The following is a 13,829-nucleotide window of genomic DNA, read 5'->3' as shown; positions in this document are numbered from 1 at the left end:
GCCTAAGGCAATAGAGGAATCAAATGGCTCGTAAAACACCCATTGAGCGCTATCGTAACATCGGTATCAGCGCTCACATCGACGCCGGTAAAACGACCACTACCGAACGTGTTTTGTTCTACACCGGTGTAAACCACAAAATCGGTGAAGTGCACGACGGCGCAGCTACCATGGACTGGATGGAGCAGGAGCAGGAACGTGGTATTACCATCACGTCCGCTGCGACTACCTGTTTCTGGTCTGGTATGGCTAAGCAGTTCGACGCACACCACATCAACATCATCGACACCCCAGGACACGTTGACTTCACCATCGAAGTAGAACGTTCCATGCGTGTTCTTGATGGCGCGGTAATGGTTTACTGTGCAGTTGGTGGCGTTCAGCCACAGTCTGAAACCGTATGGCGTCAGGCTAACAAATATAAAGTTCCACGCATCGCGTTCGTTAACAAAATGGACCGCATGGGTGCTAACTTCCTGAAAGTTGTTGATCAGATTGAAAAACGTCTGGGCGCAACTCCGGTCCCTCTGCAGCTGGCTATCGGCGCAGAAGAGAAATTCACCGGTGTTGTTGACCTGGTGAAAATGAAAGCCATCAACTGGAACGAAGCCGATCAGGGCGTGACCTTCGAATACGAAGAGATCCCGGCTGATATGCAAGAACTGGCTGAAGAATGGCGTCAGAAGCTGGTTGAGTCCGCTGCTGAAGGTTCTGATGAGCTGATGGAGAAATTCTTTGGTGGCGAAGAGCTGACTGAAGAAGAGATCAAAACTTCTCTGCGTAAGCGCGTTCTGAACAACGAAATCATCCTGGTTACCTGTGGTTCTGCGTTTAAAAACAAAGGCGTACAGGCAATGCTGGATGCTGTTGTTGAGTATCTGCCGGCACCAACTGACGTTGCAGCAATCAACGGCATTTTGGATGACGGTAAAGACACTCCAGCAGTTCGTCGTTCTGACGATGCTGAGCCGTTCTCTGCTCTGGCGTTCAAAATCGCTACTGACCCATTCGTGGGTAACCTGACGTTCTTCCGTGTTTACTCCGGTCTTGTTAACTCAGGTGACACTGTATTTAACCCAGTGAAATCTCAGCGTGAACGTCTGGGCCGTATCGTTCAGATGCATGCTAACAAGCGTGAAGAGATCAAAGAAGTTCGCGCAGGCGACATCGCTGCAGCTATCGGTCTGAAAGACGTGACTACCGGTGACACTCTGTGTGATCCGAACAACGTGATCATTCTGGAGCGCATGGAGTTCCCTGAGCCGGTAATCTCTGTTGCAGTTGAACCAAAAACCAAAGCTGACCAGGAAAAAATGGGTCTGGCTCTGGGCCGTCTGGCGAAGGAAGATCCATCATTCCGCGTATGGACTGACGAAGAATCAGGTCAGACTATCATCGCAGGTATGGGTGAACTTCACCTGGACATCCTGGTTGACCGTATGCGTCGTGAATTCAACGTTGAAGCAAACGTGGGCAAACCTCAGGTTGCTTACCGTGAAGCGATTCGTTCGAAAGTTACCGATATCGAAGGTAAACACGCCAAGCAGTCTGGTGGTCGTGGTCAGTATGGTCACGTTGTGATCGACATGTACCCACTGGAGCCGGGCTCAAATCCGAAAGGCTACGAGTTCATCAATGACATTAAAGGTGGTGTAATCCCAACGGAATACATCGGTGCCATTGATAAAGGCCTCCAGGAGCAGCTTAAGTCTGGTCCGCTGGCCGGTTACCCGGTAGTTGATCTCGGTGTGCGTCTGCATTTCGGTTCTTACCACGATGTTGACTCCTCCGAATTGGCGTTTAAACTGGCCGCTTCTATCGCCTTTAAAGATGGCTTTAAGAAAGCGAAACCTGTTTTGCTTGAGCCAATCATGAAGGTTGAAGTTGAAACGCCGGAAGAGAACACTGGTGACGTCATCGGTGACCTTAGCCGTCGTCGTGGTCAACTGAAAGGTCAGGAATCCAACGCTACTGGCGTTCAGATTCACGCTGAAGTTCCGTTGTCCGAGATGTTCGGCTACGCAACTCAACTGCGTTCTCTGACCAAAGGCCGTGCTTCTTACTCCATGGAGTTCCTGAAGTACGATGATGCGCCGAACAACGTCGCTCAGGCCGTTATTGAAGCCCGTGGTAAATAAGCTTTCGGGTTTAACACATTGATCAGTGCTCTCTCCATGAGGGGAGAGCATAAGAGTAAGGAATATAGCCGTGTCTAAAGAAAAATTTGAACGTTCCAAACCGCACGTTAACGTTGGTACTATCGGCCACGTTGACCACGGTAAAACTACCCTGACTGCAGCAATCACCACCGTTCTGGCTAAAACCTACGGCGGTTCTGCACGTGCTTTCGACCAGATCGATAACGCGCCAGAAGAAAAAGCTCGTGGTATCACCATCAACACTTCTCACGTTGAATATGACACCCCAAGCCGTCACTACGCGCACGTTGACTGCCCAGGGCACGCCGACTACGTTAAAAACATGATCACCGGTGCTGCTCAGATGGACGGCGCTATCCTGGTTGTTGCTGCGACTGACGGCCCTATGCCTCAGACCCGTGAGCACATCCTGCTGGGTCGTCAGGTTGGCGTTCCTTTCATCATCGTATTCATGAACAAATGTGACATGGTTGATGATGAAGAGCTGCTGGAACTGGTAGAAATGGAAGTTCGTGAACTTCTGTCTGCTTATGACTTCCCTGGTGATGACCTGCCGGTTGTTCGTGGTTCAGCGCTGAAAGCACTGGAAGGCGAAGCTGAGTGGGAAGCTAAAATCATCGAGCTGGCTGGCTACCTGGATTCTTACATCCCAGAACCAGAGCGTGCTATCGACAAGCCGTTCCTGCTGCCAATCGAAGACGTATTCTCCATCTCCGGCCGTGGTACTGTTGTTACCGGTCGTGTAGAGCGCGGTATCGTTAAAGTTGGCGAAGAAGTTGAAATCGTTGGTATCAAAGACACCGTTAAGTCTACCTGTACTGGCGTTGAAATGTTCCGCAAACTGCTGGACGAAGGCCGTGCTGGTGAGAACGTTGGTGTTCTGCTGCGTGGTATCAAGCGTGAAGACATCGAACGTGGTCAGGTACTGGCTAAACCAGGTTCTATCAAGCCACACACCAAATTCGACTCAGAAGTTTACATCCTGAGCAAAGAAGAAGGTGGTCGTCATACTCCATTCTTCAAAGGCTACCGTCCACAGTTCTACTTCCGTACAACTGACGTGACCGGTACCATCGAACTGCCAGAAGGCGTTGAGATGGTAATGCCTGGCGATAACGTGAACATGGTTGTTACCCTGATTCACCCAATCGCGATGGACGACGGTCTGCGTTTCGCAATCCGTGAAGGCGGCCGTACTGTAGGCGCTGGTGTTGTTGCTAAAGTTATCGCTTAATCGCGAATAATTTTTCGACACAAAAAGAGGGCACTTCGGTGCCCTTTTTTTATGCAATTTTTCCAAATCTTAATTGAAATAAAAAGCATTCCTATTTAGACTTACAGCATTGGTTAAGAAGTGAGTCCCTCTATGTATGTATGTCTGTGTAATGCCGTGACTGACAAAGCGATCCGCAAGGCCGTGCGTCAGCACAATCCGCATACCATGAAACAACTGCGTGAACTTGTACCTATTGGTACCGATTGTGGAAAGTGCATTCGCCAGGCGAGACAGATTATGGTGGAGGAAAGCGGAACCATTATCCATATGCACGAAGTTGCCTAACTAAAGGTAAGGTTATTTTTTGACTCTTGGCTTTCAGCTTCTACACTTTTAGAACTGGCCAGGAGGAATTACCTATGAAAGGCGATAAAAAGATCATTGCTCACCTCAACAAACTGCTCGGCAACGAGCTGGTTGCCATCAATCAATATTTCCTGCATGCCCGAATGTTCAAGAACTGGGGTTTAACTCGCCTCAATGATAAGGAATACCACGAGTCGATCGACGAAATGAAGCATGCCGATCGTTACATCGAACGTATTTTGTTTCTGGAAGGTATCCCGAACTTGCAGGACCTCGGCAAGTTGAATATTGGCGAAGATATTGAAGAAATGTTGCGTTCAGATCTGGCCCTGGAGTTGGACGGTGCCAAGGGGCTGCGTGAAGCTATAGCTTACGCCGATTCCATCCATGACTACGTCAGCCGTGATTTGATGATAGAGATCCTGGCAGATGAGGAAGAGCATATCGACTGGCTGGAAACTGAACTTGATTTGATCGACCGCCTGGGTATTCAGAACTACGCACAAGCCCAACTTTAGCAATGTAAAAGCTGTTTCTCCGACTTAACAACAATGCTTCCCTGCCGGCATGTATTATCTCCGGCAGGGCAGGGGAGCAGCCTCAACGTCCCACTGATTTCCTCGCAAGCCAATGCCCACAGCTTACCGAATCGTCATCCAAGAGCTAAAACTGTATTAAATGTCGATATCCTGAGCATATTTCCATCTGCGCCTTGCTTCTCGCTCTGTTTTGCGTATAATGCGCGGGCTTACCTAATCTTGGTAAGCCTGATTTTAGCGAATCAGTCGATAGGCAAGTTCGTTTTGCCCTTCGAACAATACTCCCGATATGGGGGTTATATGTTGACGATTACACTCCCCCATCAATCGAAATGGGTGTGAGGAGTAATTATTTACGTTTATAAATAATTGGAGCTCTGGTCTCATGCAGAACCAAAGAATCCGTATCCGCCTGAAAGCGTTTGATCATCGTCTTATCGATCAATCAACCGCGGAAATCGTCGAGACTGCTAAGCGCACTGGTGCGCAAGTCCGTGGTCCGATCCCGCTGCCAACTCGCAAAGAGCGCTTTACCGTTCTGATCTCTCCGCACGTTAACAAAGACGCGCGTGATCAGTACGAAATTCGCACTCACAAGCGTCTGGTTGACATCGTTGAGCCAACCGAGAAAACCGTTGATGCTCTGATGCGTCTGGATCTGGCTGCTGGTGTAGACGTGCAGATCAGCCTGGGTTAATCAGGTCATTGAGCGATTGAGAGGTTGAAACAATGATTGGTTTAGTCGGTAAGAAATTGGGCATGACTCGTATCTTCACTGAAGATGGCGTTTCTATCCCAGTAACCGTGATTGAAATTGAAGCGAACCGCGTGACTCAGGTCAAAGACCTGGCTAACGACGGGTACCGTGCTGTGCAGGTTACTACCGGTAGCAAAAAAGCTAACCGCGTAACCAAGCCGGAAGCGGGCCATTTCGCTAAAGCTGGCGTTGAAGCTGGCCGTGGTCTGTGGGAATTCCGCACTGCTGAAGGTGAAGAATTTACTGCAGGTCAAAACATCAGCGTAGAAATCTTCGCTGAAGTTAAAAAAGTCGATGTTACCGGTACTTCTAAAGGTAAAGGTTTTGCTGGCACTGTAAAGCGCTGGAACTTCCGTACCCAAGACGCTACCCACGGTAACTCCTTGTCTCACCGCGTTCCGGGTTCTATCGGTCAGAACCAGACTCCGGGCAAAGTGTTCAAAGGCAAGAAAATGGCTGGCCACCTGGGTGACGAGCGTGTAACCGTTCAAAGCCTGGACGTAGTACGTGTTGACGCTGAGCGCAACCTGCTGCTGGTTAAGGGTGCTGTACCGGGCGCAACCGGTGGCAACCTGATCGTTAAACCAGCTGTGAAGGCGTAAGGGGATAGCAATGGAATTAGTATTGAAAGACGCGCAAAGCGCGCTGACTGTTTCCGAAACTACCTTCGGTCGTGACTTTAACGAAGCGCTGGTACACCAGGTTGTTGTTGCTTATGCAGCAGGTGCCCGTCAAGGTACTCGTGCTCAGAAGACCCGTGCTGAAGTAACTGGTTCCGGTAAAAAACCGTGGCGCCAGAAAGGTACCGGCCGTGCGCGTTCAGGTTCTGTAAAGAGCCCGATCTGGCGTTCAGGTGGCGTGACCTTTGCTGCGAAGCCTCAGGACCACAGTCAGAAAGTAAACAAAAAGATGTACCGCGGCGCGCTGAAAAGCATCCTGTCCGAACTGGTACGTCAAGATCGTCTGATCATTGTCGAGAAGTTCTCTGTAGAAGCGCCTAAAACTAAGCTGCTGGCACAGAAACTGAAAGATATGGCTCTGGAAGATGTGCTGATCGTAACCGGCGAACTGGATGAGAATCTGTTCCTGGCTGCTCGCAACCTGTACAAGGTTGACGTGCGCGATGTAGCAGGTATCGACCCGGTTAGCCTGATCGCCTTCGACAAAGTGGTTATGACTGCTGATGCTGTGAAGCAAGTTGAGGAGATGCTGGCATGATCCGTGAAGAACGTCTGCTGAAAGTGCTGCGTGCACCGCACGTATCTGAAAAAGCATCCGCTGCGATGGAAAAAACTAACACCATCGTTCTCAAAGTTGCCAAAGACGCGACCAAAGCAGAAATTAAAGCTGCAGTGCAGAAACTGTTTGAAGTCGAAGTCGAAGACGTTAACACCCTGGTAGTTAAAGGGAAAGTGAAGCGTCACGGTCAGCGTGTTGGTCGTCGTAGCGACTGGAAAAAAGCTTACGTCACCCTGAAAGAAGGCCAGAATCTGGACTTCATCGGCGGCGCAGAGTAAGTCGGAGGAGTAAGAACAATGGCAATTGTTAAATGTAAACCTACATCTCCGGGTCGTCGCCACGTTGTTAAAGTGGTTAACCCTGAGCTGCACAAGGGTAAACCTCATGCCCCGCTGCTTGAGAAACTGAGCAAAAGCGGTGGCCGTAACAACAATGGCCGTATCACCACCCGTCATATCGGTGGTGGCCACAAGCAACATTATCGTCTGGTTGACTTCAAACGCAACAAAGACGGTGTGGCTGCAGTGGTTGAGCGTCTGGAGTACGATCCGAACCGTTCCGCGAACATCGCGCTGGTTCTGTACAAAGACGGCGAACGCCGTTATATCCTGGCGCCGAAAGGTCTGAAAGCTGGTGACCAGATCCAATCTGGTGTTGATGCTGCAATCAAGGTAGGTAACGCCCTGCCAATGCGCAACATCCCAGTGGGTTCAACGGTTCATAACGTAGAAATGAAACCAGGTAAAGGCGGTCAAATCGCTCGCTCAGCTGGTGCCTACGTTCAGATCGTTGCACGTGATGGTTCCTACGTAACTCTGCGTCTGCGCTCAGGCGAAATGCGTAAAGTTCCAGTTGATTGCCGCGCCACCCTGGGTGAAGTCGGTAACGCTGAACATATGCTTCGCGTTCTGGGTAAAGCAGGTGCTGCACGTTGGCGTGGTATTCGTCCTACCGTTCGCGGTACGGCGATGAACCCGGTAGATCACCCGCACGGTGGTGGTGAGGGTAAAAACTTTGGTAAACACCCAGTAACACCATGGGGCGTTCAGACCAAAGGTAAGAAAACCCGCAGCAACAAGCGTACTGATAAGTTCATCGTACGTCGCCGTAGCAAAAAATAATTAGAGGATAAGCCATGCCACGTTCTCTCAAGAAAGGTCCTTTTATTGACCTGCACTTGCTGAAGAAGGTAGAGAAAGCGGTGGAAAGCGGTGACAAGAAGCCTTTGCGCACTTGGTCCCGTCGTTCAACGATCTTTCCTAACATGATCGGTTTGACCATCGCTGTCCATAATGGTCGTCAGCACGTACCAGTGTTCGTTTCCGATGAAATGGTCGGTCACAAACTGGGTGAATTCGCGCCGACTCGCACTTATCGCGGCCATGCGGCTGATAAAAAAGCTAAAAAGCGCTAAGGTAGGAGGAAGAGATGGAAACTATCGCTAAACATCGCCACGCTCGTTCTTCTGCACAGAAGGTCCGCCTTGTTGCAGACCTGATCCGCGGTAAGAAAGTGTCGCAAGCTCTGGAAACTCTGGCCTACACCAACAAGAAAGCTGCTGGTCTGGTTAAGAAAGTGCTGGAGTCTGCCATTGCTAACGCAGAACACAACGATGGCGCTGACATCGATGATCTGAAAGTCACGAAAATCTTCGTAGACGAAGGCCCAAGCATGAAGCGCATTATGCCGCGTGCAAAAGGTCGTGCAGATCGCATCCTGAAGCGCACCAGCCACATTACTGTGGTTGTGTCCGATCGCTGAGACTCTGGAGACTAGCAATGGGTCAGAAAGTACATCCTAATGGTATTCGCCTGGGTATTGTCAAACCTTGGAACTCTACTTGGTATGCGAATACCAAAGAATTCGCTGACAACCTGGACAGCGACTTTAAAGTTCGCCAATTCCTGATTAAGGAACTGGCGAAAGCTTCCGTTTCTCGCATCGTTATCGAGCGTCCTGCGAAGAGCATCCGTGTGACTATTCACACTGCTCGTCCAGGCATCGTTATCGGCAAGAAAGGTGAAGATGTCGAAAAACTGCGTAAGGTCGTAGCGAACATCGCTGGCGTTCCTGCGCAAATTAACATCGCCGAAGTCCGTAAACCGGAACTTGACGCTAAATTGGTTGCTGACAGCATCACTTCACAGTTGGAACGTCGCGTTATGTTCCGTCGTGCTATGAAGCGTGCTGTACAGAACGCAATGCGTCTTGGCGCTAAAGGTATCAAAGTTGAAGTAAGCGGCCGCCTTGGCGGTGCTGAAATCGCGCGTACCGAATGGTACCGTGAAGGTCGTGTTCCGTTGCATACACTGCGTGCGGATATCGATTACAACACATCTGAAGCGCACACCACTTATGGTGTAATCGGCGTTAAGGTATGGATCTTCAAAGGTGAGATCCTGGGTGGTATGGCTGCAGTTGAACAACCGGAACCGGCTGCTCAACCTAAAAAGCAGCAGCGTAAAGGCCGCAAGTAAGGAGAGTCGCTGATGTTACAACCAAAGCGTACAAAATTCCGTAAGATGCACAAAGGCCGCAACCGTGGTCTGGCGCAGGGTACGGATGTTAGCTTCGGCACTTTCGGTCTGAAAGCTGTTGGCCGTGGCCGTCTGACTGCTCGTCAAATCGAAGCAGCTCGTCGTGCAATGACTCGTGCAGTTAAGCGTCAAGGTAAAATTTGGATCCGTGTATTCCCGGACAAACCAATTACCGAGAAGCCGCTCGAAGTGCGTATGGGTAAAGGTAAGGGTAACGTGGAATATTGGGTTGCCCTGATCCAACCTGGGAAAGTCCTGTACGAAATGGACGGTGTACCAGAAGAGGTCGCCCGTGAGGCATTCAAGCTGGCTGCAGCTAAATTGCCGATCAAAACCACCTTTGTAACTAAGACGGTGATGTAATGAAAGCACAAGAGCTGCGTGAAAAAAGCGTTGAAGAGCTGAACACTGAGCTGCTCAACCTGCTGCGTGAGCAATTTAACTTGCGCATGCAGGCGGCAAGTGGCCAGCTGCAACAAACTCACCTGTTGAAACAAGTGCGTCGTAATGTCGCACGCGTTAAGACTTTACTGACTGAAAAGGCGGGTGTGTAAATGACTGATATTAACCGTACTCTGCAGGGTCGTGTTATTAGTGACAAAATGGAGAAATCCATGGTTGTTGCTATCGAGCGCACGGTGAAGCACCCGATCTACGGGAAATTCATCAAGCGTACGACCAAGCTGCACGTACATGACGAGAACAACGAATGTGGTATCGGTGACGTGGTAGAAATCCGCGAATGCCGTCCACTGTCCAAGACTAAGTCCTGGACGTTGGTTCGCGTTGTAGAGAAAGCGATTCTGTAATAGAGTAGCTGGCTCTAACTTATAAACGGCTCAGAAAATGAGCCGTTTATTTTTTCTACCCATACTCTGGAAGCGGTGTTATAATGCTGCGCCCTTGGTTATGGGGCTTTTCAACGATCTAGTAATAGGTCCTAAAGTTGTAGTTGACATTAGCGGAGCACTAACATGATCCAAGAACAGACTATGCTGACCGTGGCCGACAACTCCGGTGCACGTCGCGTAATGTGTATCAAGGTTCTAGGTGGCTCGCACCGTCGCTACGCAGGCATTGGCGATGTCATCAAAATTACCATCAAGGAAGCAATTCCTCGCGGTAAGGTGAAGAAAGGCGATGTGCTGAAGGCGGTAGTGGTGCGCACCAAGAAGGGTGTACGTCGCCCGGACGGTTCTGTCATTCGCTTCGATGGTAATGCATGCGTTATTTTAAACAATAACAGCGAGCAACCTATCGGTACGCGTATTTTTGGGCCGGTAACTCGTGAACTGCGTAATGAGAAGTTCATGAAAATTATCTCTCTGGCACCAGAAGTACTCTAAGGAGCGAAACATGGCAGCGAAAATCCGTCGTGATGACGAAATTATCGTGCTTACCGGGAAAGACAAAGGTAAACGCGGTAAAGTAAAAAATGTCCTGTCTGCTGGTAAGGTCATTGTTGAAGGTATCAACCTGGTTAAGAAACATCAGAAGCCGGTCCCGGCCCTGAACCAACCAGGTGGCATTGTTGAAAAAGAAGCTGCAATTCAAGTTTCTAACATTGCTCTCTTCAACGCGGCTACCGGTAAGGCTGACCGTGTAGGCTTTAGATTCGAAGACGGGAAAAAAGTCCGTTTCTTCAAATCTAACAGCGAAACTATCAAGTAATTTGGAGTAATACGATGGCGAAACTGCATGATTACTACAAAGACGAGGTAGTCAAACAACTGATGTCTCAGTTTGATTACAACTCTGTCATGCAAGTCCCTCGGGTCGAGAAGATCACCCTGAATATGGGTGTTGGTGAAGCGATCGCTGACAAGAAACTGCTGGATAATGCAGCAGCGGATCTGGCAGCAATCTCCGGTCAAAAGCCGTTCATCACCAAAGCACGCAAATCTGTTGCAGGCTTCAAAATCCGCCAGGGCTATCCGATCGGCTGTAAAGTAACTCTGCGTGGCGAACGCATGTGGGAGTTCTTTGAGCGACTGATTTCCATTGCTGTTCCACGTATCCGTGACTTCCGTGGCTTGTCCGCTAAGTCATTCGATGGCCGTGGTAACTACAGCATGGGTGTGCGTGAGCAAATCATCTTCCCAGAAATCGACTACGACAAAGTCGATCGCGTTCGTGGTTTGGATATTACCATTACCACTACTGCGAAATCTGATGATGAAGGCCGCGCGCTGTTGGCTGCTTTTAACTTCCCGTTCCGTAAGTAAGGCAGGGTTACTGATGGCTAAGCAATCAATGAAAGCACGCGAAGTCGTTCGCGTGAAACTGGCTGAAAAGTACCGCGCTAAACGCGAGGAACTGAAGGCTATCATTTCTGGTGTGAACTCTTCCGACGAAGATCGTTGGGATGCTGTTCTCAAGCTGCAAACTCTGCCGCGTGATTCCAGCCCGTCTCGTCAGCGTAAACGCTGCCGCCAAACTGGCCGTCCACATGGTTATGTGGGCAAATTCGGGTTGAGCCGTATCAAGTTACGTGAAGCCGCTATGCGCGGTGAAGTACCAGGCTTGAAAAAGGCTAGCTGGTAATTACCAATTGAATCACGGGAGTAAAGACAGATGAGCATGCAAGATCCGATCGCGGATATGCTGACCCGTATCCGTAACGGTCAAGCCGCGAACAAAGTTGCGGTCACCATGCCTTCCTCCAAGCTGAAAGTGGCAATTGCCAACCTGCTGAAGGAAGAAGGTTTTATTGAAGATTTCAAAATCGAAGGCGACACCAAGCCTGTTCTGGAACTGGTACTGAAGTACTTCCAGGGCAAGGCAGTGGTAGAAAGCATTCAACGAATCAGCCGTCCTGGTCTGCGCATCTACAAGAAAAAAGATGCACTGCCAAAAGTTATGGCTGGTTTGGGTATTGCTGTTATTTCTACCTCTAAAGGTGTTATGACCGATCGTGCAGCTCGCCAAGCAGGTCTTGGTGGCGAGATTATCTGCTACGTAGCTTAATTCGGGAGGAAAGAATGTCTCGTGTTGCAAAAGCACCCGTCGTCATTCCTGCCGGCGTAGAGGTAAAACTCAACGGTCAGGTTATTTCGATTAAGGGTAAGAACGGCGAGCTGACTCGTACTGTCCACAACGCCGTTGAAGTGAAGCAAGAAGCTAACGCACTGACTTTCGCCCCGCGCGAAGGTTTTGCTAACGCATGGGCCCAAGCGGGTACTACGCGCGCTCTGCTGAACGCAATGGTTGTTGGTGTTACCGAAGGCTTCACCAAGAAGCTTCAACTGGTAGGTGTTGGTTATCGTGCTGCTGTTAAAGGCAACGTGGTGAATTTAGCCTTAGGCTTCTCTCACCCGGTCGATCACCAGCTGCCAGCAGGTATTACTGCTGAATGCCCAAGCCAAACTGAAATCGTGCTGAAAGGCGCTGATAAGCAAGTTATTGGCCAGGTTGCTGCAGATCTGCGTGCCTACCGCCGTCCTGAGCCTTACAAAGGCAAGGGTGTCCGTTACGCCGACGAAGTCGTGCGTACCAAAGAGGCTAAGAAGAAGTAAGGTAACACTATGGATAAGAAATCTGCTCGTATCCGTCGTGCGACCCGCGCACGCCGTAAGATCAAAGAACTGGGTGCAACCCGCCTGGTGGTACATCGTACCCCGCGTCACATTTACGCACAGGTAATTGCTCCAAATGGTTCTGAAGTACTGGTAGCTGCTTCTACTTTAGAAAAAGCTGTCACAGAGCAATTGAAGTATTCCGGTAACAAAGACGCAGCAGCAGCCGTAGGTAAAGCTCTGGCTGAGCGCGCGTTGGAAAAAGGGATCTCTAAAGTTTCCTTTGACCGTTCCGGTTTCCAATATCATGGTCGAGTCCAGGCACTGGCAGATGCTGCCCGTGAAGCTGGCCTTCAGTTCTAAGGAAGAGGTTTAAGATGGCTCACATCGAAAAACAAGCTGGCGAACTGCAGGAAAAGCTGATCGCGGTAAACCGCGTATCTAAAACCGTAAAAGGTGGCCGTATTTTCAGCTTTACCGCACTGACAGTAGTTGGTGATGGTAACGGTCGCGTTGGTTTTGGCTACGGCAAAGCACGCGAAGTTCCGGCAGCGATCCAGAAAGCGATGGAAAAAGCCCGTCGCGCTATGATTAATGTTGCTTTGAATAGCGGTACTCTGCAGCACCCTGTTAAAGGTGCTCACACGGGTTCCCGCGTGTTCATGCAACCAGCTTCCGAAGGTACCGGTATCATCGCCGGTGGTGCAATGCGCGCCGTCCTGGAAGTTGCAGGGGTTCATAACGTATTAGCTAAAGCATATGGTTCTACTAACCCGATCAACGTGGTTCGTGCAACTATTGCTGCTTTGGAAGATATGAAATCCCCAGAAATGGTCGCTGCCAAGCGTGGTAAGTCCGTCGAAGAAATTCTAGGGAAATAACCATGGCAAAGACTATTAAAGTAACTCAAACAAAAAGCAGCATCGGCCGTTTGCCAAAGCACAAGGCAACCTTGCTCGGTTTAGGTCTGCGTCGTATTGGTCATACTGTAGAGCGTGAGGATACTCCTGCTGTACGTGGTATGGTCAACTTGGTTTCCTACATGGTTAAGGTTGAGGAGTAACAGATGCGTTTAAATACTCTGTCTCCGGCTGAAGGTGCCAAGCATGCGCCTAAGCGTGTAGGTCGTGGTATTGGTTCTGGCCTGGGTAAAACCGCTGGTCGTGGTCACAAAGGTCAGAACTCACGTTCTGGCGGTGGCGTACGTCGTGGTTTTGAAGGTGGTCAGATGCCTTTATATCGTCGTTTGCCGAAATTCGGCTTCACCTCTCGCAAAGCTATGATCACGGCAGAAGTTCGTCTGTCTGAACTGGCTCTTGTTGAAGGCGACGTAATCGACCTGAACACGCTGAAAGCCGCTAACGTTGTTGGTGTCCAGATCGAATTCGCGAAAGTTATGCTTTCTGGCGAAATCGCTCGTCCGGTTACCCTGCGTGGTCTGCGTGTCACCAAAGGCGCTCGTGCTGCTATCGAAGCTGCTGGCGGTAAAATTGAGGAATAA

At 49.9% G+C, this 13,829-nt stretch carries 25 protein-coding genes; all 25 read left to right on the top strand.

Annotated features, from left to right (window positions below):
* Positions 1-23 precede the first annotated feature (23 nt).
* The 25 genes from fusA (at position 24) to rplO (ending at position 13,829) form a co-directional block, all read left to right on the top strand.
* Positions 24-2,138: an elongation factor G gene (gene fusA / locus ACSOSI_RS24000; protein WP_012147228.1), complete on the top strand. Its 2,115-nt coding sequence runs from the start codon at positions 24-26 to the stop codon at positions 2,136-2,138.
* A 70-nt stretch (positions 2,139-2,208) separates the two neighbouring features.
* Positions 2,209-3,393, top strand: a complete 1,185-nt coding sequence (tuf, locus tag ACSOSI_RS23995; protein ID WP_012147227.1) for an elongation factor Tu — start codon at positions 2,209-2,211, stop codon at positions 3,391-3,393.
* 132 nt (positions 3,394-3,525) lie between these two features.
* Complete coding sequence (gene bfd / locus ACSOSI_RS23990; protein ID WP_017894251.1) at positions 3,526-3,720, top strand: bacterioferritin-associated ferredoxin; 195 nt, start codon at positions 3,526-3,528, stop codon at positions 3,718-3,720.
* A gap of 74 nt (positions 3,721-3,794) precedes the next feature.
* Positions 3,795-4,259 carry a bacterioferritin gene (gene bfr / locus ACSOSI_RS23985; protein WP_012147225.1) on the top strand — a complete coding sequence of 155 codons (465 nt, stop codon included), beginning with the start codon at positions 3,795-3,797 and terminating at the stop codon, positions 4,257-4,259.
* 406 nt (positions 4,260-4,665) lie between these two features.
* A complete protein-coding gene (gene rpsJ / locus ACSOSI_RS23980; protein WP_001181005.1) occupies positions 4,666-4,977 on the top strand; it encodes a 30S ribosomal protein S10 in 312 nt (103 codons plus the stop codon).
* Between the two features lie 32 nt (positions 4,978-5,009).
* Positions 5,010-5,639, top strand: coding sequence for a 50S ribosomal protein L3 (rplC, locus tag ACSOSI_RS23975; RefSeq protein WP_012147224.1), 630 nt, complete (start codon positions 5,010-5,012; stop codon positions 5,637-5,639).
* 10 nt (positions 5,640-5,649) lie between these two features.
* Positions 5,650-6,255, top strand: coding sequence for a 50S ribosomal protein L4 (rplD, locus tag ACSOSI_RS23970; protein WP_012147223.1), 606 nt, complete (start codon positions 5,650-5,652; stop codon positions 6,253-6,255).
* A complete protein-coding gene (gene rplW, locus ACSOSI_RS23965) occupies positions 6,252-6,554 on the top strand; it encodes a 50S ribosomal protein L23 (protein WP_012147222.1) in 303 nt (100 codons plus the stop codon). The genes rplD and rplW overlap by 4 nt, the downstream gene beginning before the upstream one ends.
* Before the next feature lie 18 nt (positions 6,555-6,572).
* The gene (gene rplB / locus ACSOSI_RS23960; protein WP_012147221.1) at positions 6,573-7,397 is read left to right on the top strand and encodes a 50S ribosomal protein L2; all 825 of its coding nucleotides are present in this window, start codon (positions 6,573-6,575) and stop codon (positions 7,395-7,397) included.
* Between the two features lie 14 nt (positions 7,398-7,411).
* Complete coding sequence (rpsS, locus tag ACSOSI_RS23955; protein WP_004929772.1) at positions 7,412-7,690, top strand: 30S ribosomal protein S19; 279 nt, start codon at positions 7,412-7,414, stop codon at positions 7,688-7,690.
* 14 nt (positions 7,691-7,704) lie between these two features.
* On the top strand, positions 7,705-8,037 hold the full coding sequence (gene rplV, locus ACSOSI_RS23950) for a 50S ribosomal protein L22 (RefSeq protein WP_004391423.1): 333 nt from the start codon (positions 7,705-7,707) through the stop codon (positions 8,035-8,037).
* A gap of 17 nt (positions 8,038-8,054) precedes the next feature.
* Positions 8,055-8,753, top strand: a complete 699-nt coding sequence (gene rpsC, locus ACSOSI_RS23945; protein ID WP_012147220.1) for a 30S ribosomal protein S3 — start codon at positions 8,055-8,057, stop codon at positions 8,751-8,753.
* Positions 8,754-8,765: 12 nt separating this feature from the next.
* On the top strand, positions 8,766-9,176 hold the full coding sequence (gene rplP, locus ACSOSI_RS23940) for a 50S ribosomal protein L16 (RefSeq protein WP_004951171.1): 411 nt from the start codon (positions 8,766-8,768) through the stop codon (positions 9,174-9,176).
* Complete coding sequence (gene rpmC, locus ACSOSI_RS23935) at positions 9,176-9,367, top strand: 50S ribosomal protein L29 (protein ID WP_004951169.1); 192 nt, start codon at positions 9,176-9,178, stop codon at positions 9,365-9,367. Before rplP ends, rpmC begins: the two co-directional genes overlap by 1 nt.
* Positions 9,368-9,622, top strand: coding sequence for a 30S ribosomal protein S17 (gene rpsQ / locus ACSOSI_RS23930; protein ID WP_012147219.1), 255 nt, complete (start codon positions 9,368-9,370; stop codon positions 9,620-9,622). It abuts the gene before it with no gap.
* Positions 9,623-9,787: 165 nt separating this feature from the next.
* The gene (gene rplN / locus ACSOSI_RS23925; protein ID WP_004951161.1) at positions 9,788-10,159 is read left to right on the top strand and encodes a 50S ribosomal protein L14; all 372 of its coding nucleotides are present in this window, start codon (positions 9,788-9,790) and stop codon (positions 10,157-10,159) included.
* 10 nt (positions 10,160-10,169) lie between these two features.
* Positions 10,170-10,484, top strand: coding sequence for a 50S ribosomal protein L24 (gene rplX / locus ACSOSI_RS23920; protein ID WP_004951158.1), 315 nt, complete (start codon positions 10,170-10,172; stop codon positions 10,482-10,484).
* Between the two features lie 14 nt (positions 10,485-10,498).
* Complete coding sequence (gene rplE / locus ACSOSI_RS23915; protein ID WP_004951155.1) at positions 10,499-11,038, top strand: 50S ribosomal protein L5; 540 nt, start codon at positions 10,499-10,501, stop codon at positions 11,036-11,038.
* A 13-nt stretch (positions 11,039-11,051) separates the two neighbouring features.
* Positions 11,052-11,357: a 30S ribosomal protein S14 gene (gene rpsN / locus ACSOSI_RS23910; RefSeq protein WP_012147218.1), complete on the top strand. Its 306-nt coding sequence runs from the start codon at positions 11,052-11,054 to the stop codon at positions 11,355-11,357.
* Positions 11,358-11,387: 30 nt separating this feature from the next.
* Positions 11,388-11,780 (top strand): 30S ribosomal protein S8, encoded by a 393-nt coding sequence (rpsH, locus tag ACSOSI_RS23905; protein WP_004951149.1) that lies wholly within the window; start codon positions 11,388-11,390, stop codon positions 11,778-11,780.
* A gap of 14 nt (positions 11,781-11,794) precedes the next feature.
* A complete protein-coding gene (gene rplF / locus ACSOSI_RS23900; RefSeq protein WP_012147217.1) occupies positions 11,795-12,328 on the top strand; it encodes a 50S ribosomal protein L6 in 534 nt (177 codons plus the stop codon).
* A gap of 9 nt (positions 12,329-12,337) precedes the next feature.
* Positions 12,338-12,691, top strand: a complete 354-nt coding sequence (gene rplR / locus ACSOSI_RS23895) for a 50S ribosomal protein L18 (protein ID WP_012147216.1) — start codon at positions 12,338-12,340, stop codon at positions 12,689-12,691.
* Between the two features lie 14 nt (positions 12,692-12,705).
* On the top strand, positions 12,706-13,209 hold the full coding sequence (rpsE, locus tag ACSOSI_RS23890; RefSeq protein WP_004951140.1) for a 30S ribosomal protein S5: 504 nt from the start codon (positions 12,706-12,708) through the stop codon (positions 13,207-13,209).
* A gap of 2 nt (positions 13,210-13,211) precedes the next feature.
* Entirely contained in the window at positions 13,212-13,391 is a 180-nt protein-coding gene (rpmD, locus tag ACSOSI_RS23885; RefSeq protein WP_012147215.1) for a 50S ribosomal protein L30, read from the top strand.
* Between the two features lie 3 nt (positions 13,392-13,394).
* Positions 13,395-13,829: a 50S ribosomal protein L15 gene (gene rplO / locus ACSOSI_RS23880; RefSeq protein WP_012147214.1), complete on the top strand. Its 435-nt coding sequence runs from the start codon at positions 13,395-13,397 to the stop codon at positions 13,827-13,829.

It is taken from the genome of Serratia sp. AR11 (genome assembly GCF_056376275.1).
This window is presented reverse-complemented; position numbering and strand designations above follow the sequence as displayed.